Below are 18,083 nucleotides of genomic sequence, written 5' to 3'. Positions count from 1 at the left end.
TATTCCCGGTTTCATACGGGCAAACCCGCCGCTAGTAGGCGTGGCGAAGACGATCAGGAACTGTCCGGCGTGGGGATGTCAGGGCAGTTGGGGCGTCGCCAGGTCGACTGAGACATCTAGACGCCCTGCCAGATAACAACGGTATCGATTCCCATGAGCTTCTCCCTTTTCGGCGCGATCTCCAACGACATCGCGATGGACCTGGGCACCGCCAACACCCTGATCTACATGAAGGGCAAGGGCATCGTCCTGAACGAGCCGTCGGTCGTGGCGCTGAGAAACGTCGGTGGGCGCAAGGTCGTCCACGCCGTGGGGATTGAAGCCAAGCAGATGCTGGGCCGCACGCCGGGCCACATGGAGGCGATCCGCCCCATGCGCGACGGCGTCATCGCCGACTTCGAAGTCGCCGAAGAGATGATCAAGCACTTCATCCGCAAGGTTCATAACCGCAAGGGCTTCGTGAACCCCAAAATCATCGTCTGCGTGCCCTCGGGCGCCACGGCGGTCGAGCGTCGCGCGATCAACGACAGCTGCCTGAACGCCTCGGCGCGCCGCGTGGGCCTGATCGACGAGCCCATGGCGGCTGCGATCGGCGCCGGCTTGCCGATCCACGAGCCGACCGGCTCGATGGTCGTCGACATCGGCGGCGGCACGACTGAAGTCGCCGTCCTGTCGCTGTCGGGCATCGTCTATTCGCGTTCGGTCCGCGTGGGCGGCGACAAGATGGACGACAGCATCATCAGCTACATGCGCCGCAACCATAACCTGCTGATCGGCGAAACGACCGCCGAACGCATCAAGAAGGACATCGGCACCGCCCGCATTCCGGCCGACGGCGAAGGCCTGTCGATTGAGGTCAAGGGCCGTGACCTGATGCAGGGCGTGCCGCGCGAGGTGCGCATCTCGGAGCGTCAGGCGGCGGAAGCCCTGGCCGAGCCGGTCACTCAGATTATCGAGGCCGTGAAGGTCGCGCTGGAAGCCACCCCGCCGGAACTGGCCGCCGACATCGCCGACAAGGGCATCATGCTGACGGGCGGCGGCGCCCTGCTGCGCGGCCTAGACGTCGAAATCCGCGATCACACCGGCCTGCCGGTCTCGGTCGCCGACGATCCGTTGTCGTGCGTGGCCATAGGCTGCGGCCGCGTTCTGGAGCACCCGCGCTGGATGAAGGGCGTGCTCGACTCCGCGCTCTGATCCGTCCGATGCGGCCAGGTGAAAGCTTGGCTGCAAATCCTTGTCTGGCCTGCGTGATCACGGTTCCATTCCGGCCTTGATTTTGCGATAGGCAGGCTCAGCGGCAGGGGGCGTCCTGCCGATTCCAACCCCTTTGAGTGGAAGGTCGCCCGTGGCGTTTCGCGACGGCCCTTTTGAAAACATCAAGGTGCCGCTGGCGTGGACCGCCGCGGTCGTCGTCGTCGTGGCCGTCATCGGCGCGGTCGTCCTGTTGCTTGGCGACCGGACCACGTCCGAGGGCGGCTCGACCATGGGCGCGGCGCGCGGCGGTTTCGAAGCGGCGGCCAGGCCAGTGGGCGGGGTCTTCGCCGCGCCGGTGCGCTGGGCCGGGGCCGCGCGAGATTATGTCGGCGGCTATTTCTTCGCCATCGGCGAGAACCGCCGCCTGAAGGCCGAGATCGCCGAACTGCGCGGCTGGCGCGACGAAGCGATCGCCCAAAAGAACATCAACGGCCGCTATGAGGCCATGCTGGGTCTGCGCACCGAGCCGCCGGTGCCCATGGCCACGGGACGAGCGATTTCGGAATCTCGCGGTCCCTTCTCCAACGCCAAGCTGATCGACGTCGGTTCGGCCAAGGGCGTGCGGATCGGTAATCCCGTTGTGACGGAACACGGACTGGTTGGTCGGGTGACGGGCGTGACGGGCGGCGTCAGCCGTGTCGTGCTGCTGACGGATGTGGCGTCGCGCACCCCTGTAATGATCGAGCGCACCGATGCGCGCGCCATGCTGACCGGAGACGGCGGCGACAGCCCGCGTCTGGAGTTCATTCGCGGATCGGGTTCGATCAAGGCGGGTGACCGTATCCTGAGTTCAGGGGACGGCGGCGGTCTGCCTCGCGGTCTGCCGGTCGGGGTGGCCGCCAAGGGCGTGGACGGCGCCTGGCGGGTCAAGCTGTTCAGTGATCACGGCGCGATCGACTATGTCCGCGTGCTGTTGTTCCAGAGCTTTGGACAGCTGGTCAGCCCGAACGCCTTGAATGCGCCGCCGCTCGCAGGCCTGTCGACGGCACCGGAGCCGAGCGCGGCCGAGGTCGGGGCGATCCGTGACGCCGCCGCCCGTCGTGCGGCGGCGCAGCAGGCTCAGGCCGAACGGGCGCGTGCTGCGGCGGCGACGCCAGCGCCAACGCCTGCGCCCGCCGCTGCGCCGACTGCGGCCCGTCCGGCCGTGACGTCTCCGAGGCCTGCGGCTTCGACCCCGTCGCCTGCGCCGGTTGCGCCCAGCCCTGCGCCGGCGCCCGCTCCGGGAGGCGCGGCGTGAGACGGCCCGTCGCGGTTCGCGTTGTCGGACCTCTTCAGTGGATCGTCTATCCGGCCCTGCTCGTCCTCGCCGCGACGGTCGTTCTGGGAACGCCGCTCCAGCTGTTCGGTCTGCATCTGCCCGAGCCGGTCATTCCGATGATCCTGGCCTTCGCCTGGCCCTTGATCCGGCCGTCGATGCTGGCGCCGGCGGTGCTGTTTTTGATCGGCCTTTTCCTCGATCTGTTCTGGAATACGCCGCTGGGTCTGTGGGCGTTGTGCTTGATGGGCGTCTATGGAACGGTGCTGCTCTCACGCAATCTGCTGGCGGGGCATGAGGGGCTGATCCGGTTCGGAGCCTATGCCGCCTGTACGTTGGGCGCCTTCTTTCTGGCCTATCTGGTGGTGACCATGCGGGCGACGAACGCGCCGGCGATTCTGCCGCTGGTCGGACAGGTCGTGCCGACGCTGCTGCTGTTTCCGATCGCCAACTGGATGCTTGAGCGATTCGACGACGGAGATATTCGGTTCCGATGAGCGGCGAGCCCTCCATCTTCTTTGCCGATGTGAATGAGCGTCAGGGGTCCTTCCTGCGGCGCACCTTCGTGCTGGGCGGGGCGACGGCGCTGGGGATCACCGCGCTGATTGGACGGCTGGGCCAGCTTCAGGTCGTGCAGGCTCAGGAATATGCGACCCTGTCGTCGCAGAACCAGTTCAACTTCCGCATGGTCCCGCCGCCGCGCGGCCTGATCAAGGACCGCAACGGCGTCGTCATCGCCGGCAACCGCCCCAGCTTCCGTGTGCTGGTGGTGCGCGACGAGACCAAGGATCTGGACCAGACCCTGGACCTTTTGGGACGGCTGCTGCCCGACACGCTGGAGCGCCGTCGCGCGATCATCCGCGACGTCAATGCGGCTTCCAAGTTCAACCCGGTGCCGGTCAAGAGCGACCTGACCTGGGAGGAGTTCGCCAAGGTCAATCAGTACGCCAACGAACTGCCCGGCGTGATGGTCGATATGAACGAGGCGCGCTATTACCCTTTCGGCGGATCGTTCGCCCACGTCATTGGCTATGTGGCCAAGGTGTCCGATCGCGACGTCAAGGCGATCCGTGACAAGGGCGAGCAGCCGCCCGCCCTGTTGTTCAACCCCAGCTTCCGCATCGGCCGCCAAGGCGTAGAAAAGGCTCTGGATACGTCGCTGCGCGGCGAGCCGGGCGGCAATCGGGTCGAGGTGGATGCGCGCGGTCGCGTGGTGGCCGAGGACATCGGCGGATCGCGGCCCGCCGTGCCGGGCAAGGAAGTCATCCTGACGCTCGACGCCGACGTTCAGAACCGGGCTCTGGAAGTGTTTGGCGACGAGTCGGGCGCCTGTGTGGTCATGGATGTGCGCAACGGCGACATCCTGTGCATGATGTCTGCGCCATCGTTCGATCCGAACCTGTTCGTCGGCGGCGTGCCGAGCAAGACCTATCGCGCCCTGGCCGACTATGAGCGCAAGCCGCTGCTGGACAAGACGCTGAACGGCACCTTCCCGCCGGGCTCGACCTTCAAGCCGACCACGGCCCTGGCTCTGTTGGAAGCCGGGGTCGATCCGAAGCTGACGGTGTTCTGCTCGGGTTCGTATCGGACGGGCAACCGAACGCAGCGATGCTGGGGGCGGCATGGCACCCAGAACATGCACGACGCGATCAAGAACTCCTGCGACGTCTATTTCTACGCCATGTGCAACCGCGCGGGCGTGGATAACATCCGCAAGGCCGGGCTGGCGCTTGGCTTCGAGCACGAGTTCGACATCGGTGTCGGCAACCAGCGCAAAGGCCTGTTGCCGTCCACCGAATGGAAGGCGCGAACCTTCCCGCGCGATCCGGTCTGGCATCCGGGGGAGACGACCTCGGTCGCAATCGGGCAAGGCGCGATTACAGTGAACGCCCTGCAGCTGGCGGTCATGACCTCGCGTCTGGCGAACGGGAAGAAGCAACTTCAACCGCGCCTGATCAAGTCCATCGGCGGCGTCGAACAGCCCAGCGGGGCCGAGGCCCCGGACCTGCCGTTCGATCCCGCCCACGTCGAATATGTGCGCCAAGGCATGATCGCCGTGGCCAATGACCGATCCGGCACCGCCTATCGCCAGAGCCAGTTGGGCCTGGGCGACATACAGATGGCCGGCAAGACCGGCACGGCCCAGGTCCGGAACTACGGCTCCGGCTCGCGCAAGAGCAATATCTGGGCGCTGAAGGACCACAACCTGTTCGTGGCCTTCGCTCCGGTGGATGCGCCGCGATATGCGGTCGCCATCATCGTCGAACACGGGGGCAAGGGCGGGGCGACCGCCGGCGCGCCGCGTGCGCGTGAGGTGATGCGCACCGTGCTGCTCAAGGATCCGGACATGCGAGCCCGGATCGAACGGCCGCTGCCGCCCGAACCGACCGGCGACGCGATCGTCGAGGACGGCGTCGTCGGCGCCGCGCCCGAGCCCGATGTCGTGGCCCCGCCCCAACCGAGCCGCTCTGCGCCATCTGCGACCAGCGGTCCGCGACCCTATCTTTCCGAGCCCGGCCGTTGACCGCCTCGGCCCTGTCACGTCCCGGTGAGCGCGAACGCGTTTCGACCAAGCTGGGCCAGATCGACTGGCGGCTGACGGCCTTGCTGTGCGTGGTGTCCGGCACCGGCGCCCTGATGCTGTATTCGGTGGCCGGCGGATCGTGGTCGCCGTGGGCGATGAAGCACCTGATCCGGTTCGGCATGTGTCTGGTGCTGATGCTGATGCTGTCGCTGATCAGCATCCGCTACTGGTTCGCCCTGGCCTATCCCATCTACGGGATGGCGCTGTTCATGTTGGCGCTGGTGGAGACGCCGCTGGGCTATACAGCCTTGGGCGCCACCCGATGGCTTGACCTGGGGTTCACACGCATCCAGCCATCCGAGATCATGAAGATCGGCGTCGTGCTGGCCTTGGCGCGCTGGTATCACGGGGCCTCGGCCAAGGAGGCGAGTTTCCATTGGAAGCTGATCTTCCCGGTCGGGATCATCGGCCTGCCGTTCTTGCTGGTCGCGCACCAGCCGGACCTGGGATCGGCCATGCTGATCGGTTTGACGGGGGCGGCGATCATGTTCGTCGCCGGGCTGAGCTGGCGGATCATCCTGCCGCTGATCATCGCCGCCGCCGTGCTGGTGCCGCCCTATGTGATGTTCGGCATGCACGACTATCAGCGTCACCGGGTGCTGACCTTCCTGAACCCCGAGGCCGACATGTCGGACAAGGGCTATCAGATCGTGCAGTCCAAGATCGCCATGGGGTCGGGCGGGCCTTTGGGGCGCGGGTTCGGCCTGGGCAGCCAAAGCCAGCTGGAGTTCCTTCCCGAGCGCCAGACCGACTTCATCTTCGCCGCCTTCGCCGAGGAGTTCGGCTTTGTGGGCACCTTCACGCTTCTGGCCTCCTATGCCGCCATCATTCTGATCTCGCTGAGGATCGCGTCGCTGTCGCACAGTCACTTCGGTCGATTGGCGGCGTCGGGCGTGACGGCGACATTCGCCCTCTATGTGCTGATCAACGGGGCGATGGTGATGGGGCTGGCGCCGGTCGTGGGCGTGCCGATGCCGCTGTTGTCCTATGGCGGCACGGTGATGCTGACCGTGATGATCGGCTTTGGGCTGGTCATGGCGACGCGCGTCCACCGTTACGCCGAACTGCCCAAGGGCCACGGCCTGATTTGACGTTACGTCAGCTAGGTGATCGGCATTCAGGTTTCGCTTTCTAAGGCGGGGATTTCCTGGATAAGGTCTTCCCAACGATGTCTCGCATCGGTTTCGGCCGGTCAGCGACGCACGCTATGGGAGACGAGGAATGACCGATCTGGAGCAATTCCGCGCCGAGACGCGCGCCTGGCTGGAGGCGAACTGCCCGGCCGAGTGTCGCGGTCCAATGGCCGACGACGAGATGATCTGGGGCGGGCGAAACCCCACCTTCAAGACCCCGGCGCACAAGCTGTGGCTGGAGCGGATGGGCGCGCGGGGCTGGACGGCGCCGGAATGGCCGGCGGAATACGGCGGCGGCGGGCTGAACCGCGAGCAGGCCAAGGTGCTGGCCTCCGAACTGCGACGCATCAAGGCCCAGCCGGCCCTGGCCAGTTTCGGCGTCTGGATGCTGGGTCCGGCGCTGCTGGCCTTTGGGACCGAAGAGCAGAAGAAGCGCTTCCTGCCCGAGATCGTGCGCGGCGAGATTCGCTGGTGCCAGGGCTATTCCGAGCCGGGCGCGGGATCCGATCTGGCGTCCATACAGACGCGGGCCGAGGATCGGGGCGACCACTGGATCGTCAACGGTCAGAAGATCTGGACCTCCTACGCCGACAAGGCCGACTGGATCTTCTGCCTCGTGCGCACGGACCCCGAGGCGCCCAAACATCTGGGCATCAGCTTCGTGCTGTTCGACATGAAGACACCGGGCGTGACGACGCGGCCGATCACCCTGATTTCAGGCAAGTCGCCCTTCTGCGAGACCTTCTTCGACGATGTCCGGGTGGAGAAGGAAAATCTGGTCGGGACGCTGAATCGAGGCTGGGACGTGGCCAAATATTTGTTGGCGCACGAGCGGACCATGATCGGCGCGATGGGCGAGGTCGGCGGCGGGCGGCCGGTGGGGCAGGTGGCGCTGGACGCCATCGGCGCCGACGAAGCTGGGCGTCTGGACGAGCCGATGCTGCGCGCCCGGATCGCGGACCTGGAGATCGACGCCGCCGCCTTCCGTCTGGCGATGGAGCGGGTCGGCGATCAGGTGAAGGCCAAACAGGCGCATCCGGCCATCGCCTCCATGCTGAAATACTATGGCTCCGAGCTGAACAAGCGGCGCCATGAACTGCTGATGGCGGCGGGCGGGGCCGATGCGCTGGAATGGGAGGGCGAGCGGTCGAACGACGGCAAGACCGCGCGCGACTGGCTGCGGACCAAGGCCAATTCCATCGAGGGCGGCACCAGCGAGGTTCAACTGAACATCATCGCCAAACACCTGCTGCAACTGCCGGGAGCGTGAGACGATGCCGCTGATCCTGACCGAAGAACAGACGATGTTGCAGGACGCCGCCGACGGCTTCCTGAACGAACGGGCGCCGATCGCCCATCTGAGGAAGCTGCGGGACGAGCGTGACGCCGACGGGGTGTCGCGCGACCTGTGGCGGGCCTTCGGCGAGATGGGGTTCGCCGGCGTCATCATCCCAGAGGCGCTGGGCGGCATGGGGCTGGGCGCCGTAGAGGCCGGGGTGATCGCCGAGAGCCTGGGCCGCACCCTGACGCCGTCGCCGTATCTGGGATCGTCGATTCTGTCGGCCAAGGTGCTGATCGACGGCGGATCGCAGGCGCAGCAGGCCTGGCTGCCCAGGATAGCGGCGGGCGAGGCGATCCTTTCGCTGGCGGTGGATGAGGGCGCGAAACACGCGCCGTCGCGGATCACCACGAGGGCCGAGCGGGCGGGCAACGGCTTCAAGCTGAACGGCGCCAAGGCCTTTGTGCTGGACGGCCATGTGGCGGACGCTCTGATCGTTGCAGCGACGGCGGACGAGGGGACGACGCTGTTCCTGGTCGATCCGGCGACGGCGGGCGTCGAGATCGAGCGCACGGTGATGGTGGATGCGCACAATGCGGCGCGGATCACGCTGACTGATGTGGCGGTTGACGCCGATGCCGTGATCGGCGCGGTCGGGGGCGGGGAGGCGCTGCTGGACGGCGCGCTGGACCTGGGGCGGGCCTGCGCGGCCTCCAGCCTGACCGGCGCGGGCGATCAGGCGTTCAAGACGACGATGGACTATCTGCGGACGCGAAAACAGTTCGGCAAGCTGATCGGCGAGTTCCAGGCGTTGCAGCACCGGGCCGCGCATCTGTTCTCGGAACTGGAGTTGGCGCGCGCGGCGACGATCGGCGCGCAGATCGCCATCGACGAAGGGCGCGAAGACGCGCCGCTGGCGGCCTCTATCGCCAAGGCCAAGGCGGGGCGGGTCGCCGAGCTGGCGGTGCAGGAGGCGGTCCAGATGCACGGCGGCGTCGGCATGACCGACGCGTTCGACGTCGGTCTGTTCATGAAGCGGGTGCGGGTGCTGAACGAACTGCTGGGCGATGCCGGGTTCCACGCCGAACGGGTGGCGCGGGCGCAAGGGTTCTAGGGTCGGGATTCTAGACCGCCTTTTCGCTCCACAGGTCCAGGTCCGCTTCGCGGCCGATCAGGGCTAGGCCGGCGGCGATGGATTCGAACTCGCCGCCGGTCTCGATCCGCTCGGCGCCGAAACGGGTCTGGAAGATGGCGCGCACGGCCGGCACGAAGGAGGTGCCGCCGGTCAGGAAGACCCGGTCGATGGCGTCGGGGCCCAGGCCGCTGAGGGCCATGGCCTCGTCCACCGCGCCTTCGATGGCGGCCAGTTCAGGCGCGATCCAGCGTTCGAAATCGGCGCGGGCGACCGGCTTTTCGATATGGACGCCGCCGGCCTGGAACAGGAAGGTCGCCTGATCGTCGGCCGACAGGGCCATCTTCAGCGTTGAGACGGCGCGGTACAGGTCATGGCCATGGTTGTCGTCCAGCACCTCGATCAGGCGCTCGATCTTCTCGGGCTCCAGCGCGGTGCGGGCCAGGGCGCGGATGTCGCGCATGTCGCGCGACGCGCGTAGCAGGGCCAGCTGATCCCAGCGGGCGAAGGCGGAATAATACCGCTGGGGGATCGGCAGCTGTTTGCCGACCGAACTGTAGAGACCGCCCTTGCCCAGTTCGGGCGAGACCAGTTGGTCGATGATCCGGTAGTCGAAGGCGTCGCCCGCCACGCCGACGCCGGACCGCGCCAGCGGCGTCGAACGCAGGCCGTCGTCCGTCCGCTCGAACCGGATGATGGAGAAGTCGCTGGTGCCGCCGCCGAAGTCGGCGACCAGAACCGTGGCGTCCTGCTTCAGCGTGCGCGCGAAATAGAAGGCGGCGCCCACCGGCTCGTGCGCATAGCGGATGTCGGTGAAGCCCAGCCGCTCGAACGCCGTCTGATAGCGTGACAGGGCCAGGGTCTCGTCAGGATTGCCGCCCGCGAAGGTGACGGGGCGCCCGACGATGACAGCGGGCGGGGTGTTCGCCAGTTCGTCGCCCGCATGGTGACGCAAACGCAGCAGGAAGGCGGCCAGCAGGTCCTCGAACGCATAGCGACGGTTGTCGATACGGGTCTCGGTGAAGGCGGCGCTGGCCGCGAAGGTCTTGAACGACTGGATGAAGCGGGTCTCCAGCGGATCCTCGACATAGGCGGCGATGGCCCAGGGACCGGCCTCGACCACGCGCTCGGGCGGCTGGCCGTCCACGCCCTGATGGATCTGGAAGCTGAGCGCCGAGCGGAAGGTGGTCGTCTGGCCCTCGACCGCGTCGAAGGTCACCAGCCGGGCGAGGCCGTCCGCATCGGTCAGGGCGACGACCGTATTGGTCGTGCCGAAATCGATCCCGATCGTCATCGGTTTCGTCGCCGTCATGGCAGGGCTCCAGGGAGGGGAGCCGGGTTCCTAGCGTCAGGCGGGGCAATAGCAAGCGTTAATGAGGGCGCCCGCCCGCGTCAGACGACGGCGTTACCGGCGGCGCACAGAATGCGATGATGAACAGCTATCGTTTTCCAAATCGACTGCATATGTTGGACAATACGTATCTGATCTACGCATCTGTTTTTTATGAGTAATGTTGGATGTCTTTAGATATGATGCCGCCTAGAAAGCGAGTTCTTGCTGACCAAAAGCGTGTCAGATCAAAGCTTGTCACGCCATTCAACGAGATGTTTGGGCCTTTGGGGGAGGTGTCTTGGGTCAACACCATGATCCCGGAGCTGTTGTGGATTGCGCTACTTCAAGAAGTTTTTGGCCCTCATAAATGCGTCGAGCTGCTAACTGCGTTCACGCGAGATCTGCGATCGACGAGCCCTGAACGAGCCGACGTAGTGTGGGCCGGTGCGGGCCAGTTCAGCACCATCCCTCCCGAAGAGCTTTGCGACCTCATTACGCGCAAAGCTGAGGAATATGGCAATGATATCAAGACCGCTCTACGTCCGCTGGCGGCGCACTATCCAAGCCATCCACTGAACAACATTTACAGCCCAGAAGAAGCGAAGCCTGAAGCGAGAGACATTAAGTATCTGACCGACGTCGTGGCCGGCATGCACGACCGCGCTTCCTGGGAAGCCACGATGACCCAAGCTCATGCCCTATGGCTGGCATTTGATGCAAAGCGTCTAATGGTTTCCCCGGAATTATCACTCGCTCAGTTTCCGAAAATCGACCAGTATCCCAATACTGAAATCTCTAGACGGATTGCAGCCAGTATCCGGGCCACGATGAATCAGTGTTTTGGTCGGGATGGCCTGATGGCTTCTCAAACGAGTTGGCCTGTCGAATTCTGGAACTGCGGAATGACCCTGTCCCCCTGCGAGGTTGCCGATGACATTGGCTGAAGGGGGCATCGACATAGGGCCGTTGCTTGCTGAGTATCGACGCGCCGTTGACGGGGAGCTCGCAGAGCGTTTGGCAGCGTGGCCTCCCAACTTCGCTCAAGTTCAAGTACATGAAGTTATTGGAGGAATGATCGCCCGACAAGCAACTTTGGCAAAGGAGATCGCTAACGCTCCCGACTTATGGAACGGACACAGCGCGCCGATTTTGCTTCGCGCAATGGCGGACGCTCACATCAACATGGCTTGGTTGCTGTTAGATCCTGCGATCAGGTGCTTGAAGTTCATATCATTCGGCCTTGGTCAGGCTAAGCTCGAACTAGAACATCGGCGGGCTCAGATGGGCGACCGCGAACCCACCGCTGAAGAAGCTGATATGCCTGAAGTGCAGGAGAGGTGGATTGACTCGCAGCGTATCAGATTTCTCCAAGACGTAGATTTAGGGAAATGGTCTGGACTGTCTGTTCGACAGATGGCCGAGGAAGCGGGATGCATTGATTTTTACAACTACGTCTACACACCCTTCAGTTCGTGCGCGCATTCCATGTGGCAACACATAGGGCACTACAATCTAGTGACGTGTGAGAATCCACTTCATCGATATCATCGACTTCCGACTAGTGCTGATCACGACCCGAGCTTGGACTACATGATCCTAGCCGCAAAATACTGGAACAAGACATTGCGAGTTTTTGATCAAGCGATTGGCTTCAATCGGACAGGAGTGTCAGCGTTCGACGCCTTCGTCAAAGCGGTCGCGACGGATACAGTGAACTAGAACGCCTCTGCCAATCATAGAGCGGATGGCGGAAGCGGTGGGATTCGAACCCACGGACGGCTCTCACCGTCGCTGGTTTTCAAGACCAGTGCCTTAAACCACTCGGCCACACTTCCTTGCCGCCGCAGCGGAGGCGGACGCCATAGCAGGCGAACGGGTCATTAACCAAAGCGGAAATGTCTTCGATCATCCTGTTTCTCGTATTCCTTGACGAGGCGGATCGATGACGTGTGGAAAATGGGTGCGCGGCGCCCTGATCCTGGGGCTGTTCTCGCTGCTGGCCGCCTGTTCGACGGCGGGCGGCGCAAGCGTGGGCGGGACGCGCGACGAGGCGCGCCTGCCTGTGGTCAAGGACCCGGCGCCGATCGTGTCGGGGACGATGCGGCCGTATCAGGTGCGCGGACGCTGGTACACGCCCAAGGAACAGCCGGATTACGAAGAGGTCGGGATGGCGTCCTGGTACGGCGACGCCTTCAACGGGCGGCCGACCTCGACCGGCGAGCGGTTCGACATGCATGCCCTGACGGCGGCGCACAAGACCCTGCCTCTGCCCGGTCTGGTCGAGGTGACGAACCTGGACAACGGGCGGCGGCTGGTGGTGCGGATCAATGACCGCGGGCCGTTCGTGGACAGCCGGATCATCGACCTGTCGCGCGAGGCGGCGAGCGAATTGGGGATGCTGTCGCAGGGCGTGGGGCGGGTGCGGGTGCGCTACCTCGGCCGGGCGCCGCAGCAGGGCGGGGGCACGCTGTTGCGGGCGTCGGCGCAGACGCCGCGAGGCGCGGTCCCGGCCAGCCCGCCCGTCAGCGCGCCCGTCATCGCCCCCGCGCCGGTCGCGGTTGCGGAGGTGACGACCTTCTGGGTCCAGGCGGGCAGTTTCTCGGATCAGGTCGAGGCCGGGCGAATCGCCGACAGCCTGAGCGGCTGGGTGCGAGCCGATCGGGGCGCGGCGCGGTTCAATGTGGTGGTGGGGCCGTGGGACAGCGCCAATGCCGCCGAGGCGGCGCGTCAGTCGGTCGTGGCGCGAGGTTATGCGGGCGCCCTGTTGATATCCGGCAGCTGATCGCGCGCACGGGCTTGCGCCGGGCGGCGTCAGCGCGCCATGAAGGCGCGTGACCCGTGGACAATTCATAAGCTTCGAAGGCGGCGAGGGCGCCGGCAAATCGACCCAGGTCGGGCGGCTTGTCGCGCGGCTGCAGGCGGCGCTGGGCGAGCGCAAGGTCGTTCGCACGCGTGAACCGGGCGGGTCCAAAGGCGCGGAGGTGATCCGCAATCTGGTGGTGGCCACGGACGCGGAGCCGTGGTCGGCCATGACCGAGACCCTGCTGATGTACGCCTCGCGCTCGGACCATCTGGAGCGGACCATCCGCCCGGCGCTGGCGGCCGGCGACTGGGTGGTGTGCGATCGGTTCGCCGATTCCAGCCGCGCCTATCAGGGCGCAGGCGGGGGCGTGGCGCAAAACTTCATCGAACAGATCGACGCGGGCGTGGTCGGGGACGACCAGCCGGACCTGACCCTGGTGTTTGACCTGCCGGTCGAGGTCGGCCTGGAGCGGGCGTTCGGGCGCGGCCTGTTCGAGACGCGGTTCGAATCCAAGGGGCTGGAATTCCATCAGCGCCTGCGCGAGGGCTTTCTGAGGATCGTCGAGGCCAATCCCCAGCGTTGCGTGCTGATCGATGCCGTCGGATCGCTGGACGAGGTCGAAGCGCGGGTCTGGCAGGCGGTTCAGGACCGGCTGCTGTGAGCGATCACCCCCGTGACCGGTTCGACCTGGTTCCCGATGCGGCGGCGGAGACGGCGTTTCTGGACGCCTGGGAACGGGGGCGGTTGCACCACGCCTGGCTGCTGTGCGGGGTCGAGGGGACGGGCAAGGCGACCTTCGCCTATCGCGCGGCGCGGCGGCTGCTGGGCGCGGAGGCGGATCCGGCGTCGGGGCCGCTGGGCGCCCGGCGCGACGATCCGGTCAGCCGGCTGATCTCGGCCCAGTCGCATCCGGACCTGCTGGTGTTGGAACGGCTGGTTGAGGGCGGCAAGACGAAGAAATCGATCTCGGTCGATCAGTCGCGCGAACTGCCAGAGTTCTTTTCAAAGAGCCCGTCGCAAGCCCAGTTTCGGGTGGCGATCATCGATGCGGCAGACGACCTTAATCTCAACGCCGCCAACGCCTTGCTGAAGGTTCTTGAGGAGCCGCCCGAGCGTGGCGTGCTTTTCCTGGTGACCCATGCGCCGGGGCGGTTGCTGGCGACGATCCGGTCGCGGTGCCGGCGGCTGAGCTTTCCGATCTGGACGCCGGACCGGCTGGAGACCCTGGTGCGCAACCGGACGGGCGCAGAGCGTGAGGACGCCGAACATGCGGCGATCATGGCGGGCGGATCGCCCGGCGCGGCCCTGGCCCTGGCTTCAGGCGCGACGTTTGAGATGGACCAACTGGCGCGGCGCTGGGTCGAGGGCGAAGTGGACCGGGCTGAAGCGCTGGCCATCGCCGACCGGTTCCGCGGCGCCGAGGGGCAGGAGCGGTTCGAGACCCTGATGGACCGGTTGATCGCGGCGGTGCGGATGCGCGCCTTGCAGAGTTCGCCCGGCGCCGGCAATCGATGGGCCGAACTGTGGGAGCGGCTGCAGCCGCTGCCGGAACGGGCGGCGGGATTGAACCTGGATAAGGCCGATGTGCTGGCCGGCGCGCTGGCGGACCTGAAGCGGGTTCAGGCCCAGCAGGAGCGGATGGGCTGATGCTGATCGACAGTCATGTGAACCTGCACGCACCCCAGTTCGATGAGGACCGGGACGCCGTGATCGCGCGCGCGCGCGAGGCGGGCGTCGGGCTGATGGTCGAGATCTCCGACAAGCTGACCACCTTCGAGGCGACCCATGGGATCGCCGTGGCGCACGACGACATCTGGTGCACGGTCGGAGTCCATCCACACGAGGCCAAGGACGCAGCGGACCTGACGGCGGCGACGCTGGTAGAGTTGGCGCAGCGGCCCAAGGTGATCGGGATCGGCGAATGCGGTCTGGATTTCCACTATGACTTCAGCCCGCGCGATGTGCAGGCGGCGGTGTTCCGACAGCATGTGGCGGCGGCGCGCGAAACCAGTCTGCCGCTGGTGATCCATACGCGTGAGGCGGACGAGGTGATGGCGTCGATCCTGCGTGAGGAGTATGCGGTGGGGCCATTCAAGATGTTGATGCACTGCTATACGAGCGGCGCGGAACTGGCGAAAATCGCTGCCGAAATGGGCGCCTGGTTTTCGGTGTCCGGCATCGCGACCTTTAAGGCGGCCGAGGATGTGCGGGCGGTGATCCGCGATATGCCGGGCGACCGGATCATCGTCGAGACCGACTGCCCCTATCTGGCGCCGATTCCGCATCGCGGACGGCGCAACGAGCCGGCCTACATCGGTCATGTGCTGGACAAGCTGGGCGAAATCCGAGGCTGGAGCGCCGAGGAGGCGGACCGCATCACGACCGAGGCCTTCTTCGGCCTCTTTGACCGGATACCCAGGCCTGCATGAGTTTCGACGTCGTCATTCTGGGCAGCGGGTCGTCGGGCGGGGTGCCGCGCGGAGACGGCGACTGGGGCGCGTGTGACCCGGCCGAGCCCAAGAACCGGCGAACGCGCTGTTCGATGCTGGCGAGGAAGACCGGGCCGGAGGGGGTGACCACTGTCCTGATCGACACTTCGCCGGACCTGCGCGAACAGATGCTGGCCAGCGGCACGAAACATGTGGATGCGGTTCTTTATACCCACGACCACGCTGACCAGACCCATGGGATCGACGACCTGCGCACCTTCGCCGCGCGGGCCAGGAAGCGGATACCGGCGTGGATGGATGAAGCGACGCACGGCTCGCTGACGCATCGGTTCGACTACATTTTCGAGAGCAAGTTCGGTTATCCGCCGTTGCTGGACGGACGGATCATTCCGCCGCATGGCACGGCCTGGTCCGTCAAGGGGGCGGGCGGCTCGATCCCGGTCACGACCTTCGACCAGGCGCACGGGCCGATCCGCTCTGTCGGCTATCGGTTGGGCGACGTGGCCTATTCCAGCGATGTGTCCGATCTGGACGAGGCGGCCCTGGCGGCGGTGGCCGGCTGCAAGCTCTGGATCGTGGATGCACTGCGTTACGCGCCGCATCCGACCCATGCTCATCTGGACGAGGCCCTGGCGTGGATCGCCGCGGCTAACGTGGAGCGCGCGGTGCTGACGAACCTGCACATCGATATGGATTACAAGGCGTTGTCGGCGCTTGTTCCTGACAACGTCGAGGTCGGATTCGATGGCTGGAGCCGAGTGATCGGCTAGCTTGCGCCGGCCTTGTGGTTTTTCCAGTCGAATAGCTCTTCCAGCACCTGCACCGCCTGGCCGCGTTCCGACGTCAGATCAGGATCGCGGTTCATGATCAGCCGCGCATCGTCGGCGGCCGCCAGCATCAGGCTGCGGTGGCGGATCGGGTCAGCGAATCGGTAGGCGGGAAAACCGCTCTGTTTCAGGCCCAGGGGATCGCCGCCGCCGCGCAGGCGGAAGTCTTCCTCGGCAATGACGAATCCGTCCTCGGTGCGACGCAGGGTTTCGAGCCGCTCTTTCGCCGTCTCGCCGAGGGCGCCGTCCTGACCGCCATACAGCAGGATGCAGGAACTGGCCTTGGCGCCGCGACCGACGCGGCCGCGCAATTGGTGCAACTGCGCCAGACCGAAACGGTCGGCGTGTTCGATAACCATGATCGAGGCGTTGGGCACGTCCACGCCGACTTCGACCACCGTGGTGGCGACGAGAACCGGCAGGCGGCTATCGGCGAAGTCGGCCATGACAGCCTCGCGCTCTGCGCCCGGCATCTGGCCGTGAGCGAGGCCCACCTCCACGTCCAGCAGGCGCCGCAGATCGTCGGCGCGATCGACGGCGGCGGCCAGGTCGATGGCCTCGGATTCCTCAACCAGAGGACAGATCCAATAGGCCTGGGCGCCGCTTTCGACGGCGCTCTTCAGGCGGGCGGCGACCTCGCCGATGCGGGCCAAAGGCAGGACGGCGGTTGTGACGGAGGTGCGGCCGGGCGGTTTCTCCATCAGGCGACTGACCTCCAGCTCGCCGTACTGCGTCAGTTCGAGCGTGCGGGGAATGGGGGTGGCCGACATGGTCAGCAGATGCACGGCGCCCAGGCGCGGGTCGCCCTTGGCTTGCAGCCGCTGGCGCTCGTTCACGCCGAATCGGTGCTGTTCGTCGATGACGGCAAGGGCCAGGCGGTCGAAGCGGACGGCATCCTGGAACAGGGCGTGGGTGCCGATGGCGACCTGGGCGTAACCCGAGGCCAGGGCAGCCAGTTTCTCGCGTCGTTGCGCCGGGGTGTCGCGACCCGTTAGCAGGACGGCGGCGACGCCGGCTGCGTCCAGCATGGGGCCGAGCTTCTCGTAATGCTGGCGCGCCAGGATTTCGGTCGGGGCCATGAGTGCGGATTGGAAACCGCTGGCAGCGGCGTCGGCCAGCGCCAGGGCGGCGACGGCGGTCTTGCCCGAGCCGACATCGCCTTGCAGCAATCGGCCCATCTGCTGGCCCGACGCCAGATCACGACGGATTTCGGCGACGGCCTGGGCCTGGGCGTTGGTCAGCTGGAAGGGCAGCGCCTTGAGCAGGTGTTCGGACGCTGCGCCGGGGGCGATGACCGGGGCGGGCCTGATCTCGCGGGCGCGGCGACGACGGGCCAAGGCCAGCTGATGGGCCAGGAACTCGTCATAGGCCAGGCGCTGGCGGGCGGGGGCGTCGGGCGACAGGTCCATCTCGGCTGTAGGAGCATGCAGGGCGTCCAGAGCGGCTCGCCAACCCAGCCAGTTCTGCTTCTTGAGCCAGGCGGCGTCCTGCCACTCCGGCAGGTCGGGCGCGGCGGGCAGGGCGCCCTGAACCAGTTTACGCAATTGGCGCGAGCTGAGGCCCTGCGTCGCCGGATAGACGGGCTCGGACGCCGGAATGTCGGCGGCCTTGTCTGGCGTGACGATGTCCGGATGGACGATTTGGACCTCGCCATTGAACCTTTCGACCTTGCCCGCGACCAACCGCGTCTCGCCGCGCGGCAACAGCCGGTCGATGTGCTGGGGCGAACCGCCGAACCAGACGAGATGCACGAAGCCGGTCGGATCGCTGGCCCGGACCTTCAGCGGCGCGCCGGGGCGGCTGGGCGTGAAGAGGCGATCGATGGTCACGGTGAAGACGCCGACCTCGCCATCGACGGCGGTGGCGGCCTCGGCGGGGCGGCGCATGATGACGCCGGACGGGCTTAGGAACAGCAGATCGCGGACCAGCGGGCCCGCCACCTTTTGCACCAGAGGCAGGACGCGAGGGCCCACGCCCTTAAGGGTCGAGACCTCGGCGAAGAGGGGGAAGAGAATCTGCGGACGCATCGCCGT

Annotated in this window: 16 protein-coding genes and 1 tRNA gene; 14 read left to right on the top strand and 3 right to left on the bottom strand. The window is 66.1% G+C overall.

From position 1 onward, the window contains the following. Positions 1 to 153: 153 nt before the first annotated feature. The 7 genes from ASF31_RS06060 (at position 154) to ASF31_RS06030 (ending at position 8,619) form a co-directional block, all read left to right on the top strand. A complete protein-coding gene (locus tag ASF31_RS06060) occupies positions 154 to 1,194 on the top strand; it encodes a rod shape-determining protein (protein ID WP_017504801.1) in 1,041 nt (346 codons plus the stop codon). A gap of 151 nt (positions 1,195 to 1,345) precedes the next feature. Further along, positions 1,346 to 2,491: a rod shape-determining protein MreC gene (gene mreC / locus ASF31_RS06055; protein ID WP_055753791.1), complete on the top strand. Its 1,146-nt coding sequence runs from the start codon at positions 1,346 to 1,348 to the stop codon at positions 2,489 to 2,491. Beyond that, positions 2,488 to 3,006, top strand: a complete 519-nt coding sequence (locus ASF31_RS06050) for a hypothetical protein (protein WP_055753790.1) — start codon at positions 2,488 to 2,490, stop codon at positions 3,004 to 3,006. The genes mreC and ASF31_RS06050 overlap by 4 nt, the downstream gene beginning before the upstream one ends. Continuing rightward, positions 3,003 to 5,033 (top strand): penicillin-binding protein 2, encoded by a 2,031-nt coding sequence (mrdA, locus tag ASF31_RS06045; protein ID WP_055753789.1) that lies wholly within the window; start codon positions 3,003 to 3,005, stop codon positions 5,031 to 5,033. Before ASF31_RS06050 ends, mrdA begins: the two co-directional genes overlap by 4 nt. Then, positions 5,030 to 6,184 carry a rod shape-determining protein RodA gene (gene rodA / locus ASF31_RS06040; RefSeq protein ID WP_055753788.1) on the top strand — a complete coding sequence of 385 codons (1,155 nt, stop codon included), beginning with the start codon at positions 5,030 to 5,032 and terminating at the stop codon, positions 6,182 to 6,184. Before mrdA ends, rodA begins: the two co-directional genes overlap by 4 nt. A 130-nt stretch (positions 6,185 to 6,314) precedes the next feature. Further along, positions 6,315 to 7,496: an acyl-CoA dehydrogenase family protein gene (locus ASF31_RS06035; protein WP_055753787.1), complete on the top strand. Its 1,182-nt coding sequence runs from the start codon at positions 6,315 to 6,317 to the stop codon at positions 7,494 to 7,496. A 4-nt stretch (positions 7,497 to 7,500) separates the two neighbouring features. After that, entirely contained in the window at positions 7,501 to 8,619 is a 1,119-nt protein-coding gene (locus ASF31_RS06030; protein WP_055753786.1) for an acyl-CoA dehydrogenase family protein, read from the top strand. A gap of 10 nt (positions 8,620 to 8,629) precedes the next feature. Here the strand turns inward: ASF31_RS06030 and ASF31_RS06025 are convergent, their stop codons facing one another. Next, positions 8,630 to 9,949 (bottom strand): Hsp70 family protein, encoded by a 1,320-nt coding sequence (locus ASF31_RS06025; protein ID WP_055753785.1) that lies wholly within the window; start codon positions 9,947 to 9,949, stop codon positions 8,630 to 8,632. Positions 9,950 to 10,281: 332 nt separating this feature from the next. Here ASF31_RS06025 and ASF31_RS06020 point away from each other — a divergent pair, with 332 nt between their 5' ends. Next, positions 10,282 to 10,914, top strand: coding sequence for a hypothetical protein (locus ASF31_RS06020; RefSeq protein WP_156355918.1), 633 nt, complete (start codon positions 10,282 to 10,284; stop codon positions 10,912 to 10,914). Then, the gene (locus ASF31_RS06015) at positions 10,901 to 11,689 is read left to right on the top strand and encodes a DUF5677 domain-containing protein (RefSeq protein WP_156355916.1); all 789 of its coding nucleotides are present in this window, start codon (positions 10,901 to 10,903) and stop codon (positions 11,687 to 11,689) included. The genes ASF31_RS06020 and ASF31_RS06015 overlap by 14 nt, the downstream gene beginning before the upstream one ends. A 26-nt stretch (positions 11,690 to 11,715) precedes the next feature. Here the strand turns inward: ASF31_RS06015 and ASF31_RS06010 are convergent. Continuing rightward, positions 11,716 to 11,805, bottom strand: a tRNA-Ser gene (locus tag ASF31_RS06010). Positions 11,806 to 11,912: 107 nt separating this feature from the next. Here ASF31_RS06010 and ASF31_RS06005 point away from each other — a divergent pair. The 5 genes from ASF31_RS06005 to ASF31_RS05985 are packed head-to-tail and all read left to right on the top strand — an operon-like array spanning position 11,913 to position 15,993. Further along, positions 11,913 to 12,752 carry a septal ring lytic transglycosylase RlpA family protein gene (locus tag ASF31_RS06005; RefSeq protein ID WP_055753782.1) on the top strand — a complete coding sequence of 280 codons (840 nt, stop codon included), beginning with the start codon at positions 11,913 to 11,915 and terminating at the stop codon, positions 12,750 to 12,752. A gap of 49 nt (positions 12,753 to 12,801) precedes the next feature. Beyond that, complete coding sequence (gene tmk / locus ASF31_RS06000) at positions 12,802 to 13,434, top strand: dTMP kinase (protein ID WP_055753781.1); 633 nt, start codon at positions 12,802 to 12,804, stop codon at positions 13,432 to 13,434. Further along, on the top strand, positions 13,431 to 14,420 hold the full coding sequence (locus tag ASF31_RS05995; protein ID WP_055753780.1) for a DNA polymerase III subunit delta': 990 nt from the start codon (positions 13,431 to 13,433) through the stop codon (positions 14,418 to 14,420). The genes tmk and ASF31_RS05995 overlap by 4 nt, the downstream gene beginning before the upstream one ends. Next, positions 14,420 to 15,202: a TatD family hydrolase gene (locus ASF31_RS05990; protein ID WP_055753779.1), complete on the top strand. Its 783-nt coding sequence runs from the start codon at positions 14,420 to 14,422 to the stop codon at positions 15,200 to 15,202. Before ASF31_RS05995 ends, ASF31_RS05990 begins: the two co-directional genes overlap by 1 nt. Further along, entirely contained in the window at positions 15,199 to 15,993 is a 795-nt protein-coding gene (locus tag ASF31_RS05985; protein ID WP_055753778.1) for an MBL fold metallo-hydrolase, read from the top strand. Before ASF31_RS05990 ends, ASF31_RS05985 begins: the two co-directional genes overlap by 4 nt. Here ASF31_RS05985 and recG read toward each other — a convergent pair. Next, the gene (gene recG / locus ASF31_RS05980; RefSeq protein WP_055753844.1) at positions 15,990 to 18,077 is read right to left on the bottom strand and encodes an ATP-dependent DNA helicase RecG; all 2,088 of its coding nucleotides are present in this window, start codon (positions 18,075 to 18,077) and stop codon (positions 15,990 to 15,992) included. The two genes, ASF31_RS05985 and recG, sit on opposite strands and share 4 nt — an antisense overlap. Between the last annotated feature and the right edge of the window lie 6 nt (positions 18,078 to 18,083).

It is taken from the genome of Brevundimonas sp. Leaf280, assembly GCF_001422455.1.
Lineage (GTDB): Bacteria > Pseudomonadota > Alphaproteobacteria > Caulobacterales > Caulobacteraceae > Brevundimonas.
Note: the sequence above shows the minus strand (reverse complement) of the source record. Positions and strands in the feature narration are given on the sequence as shown.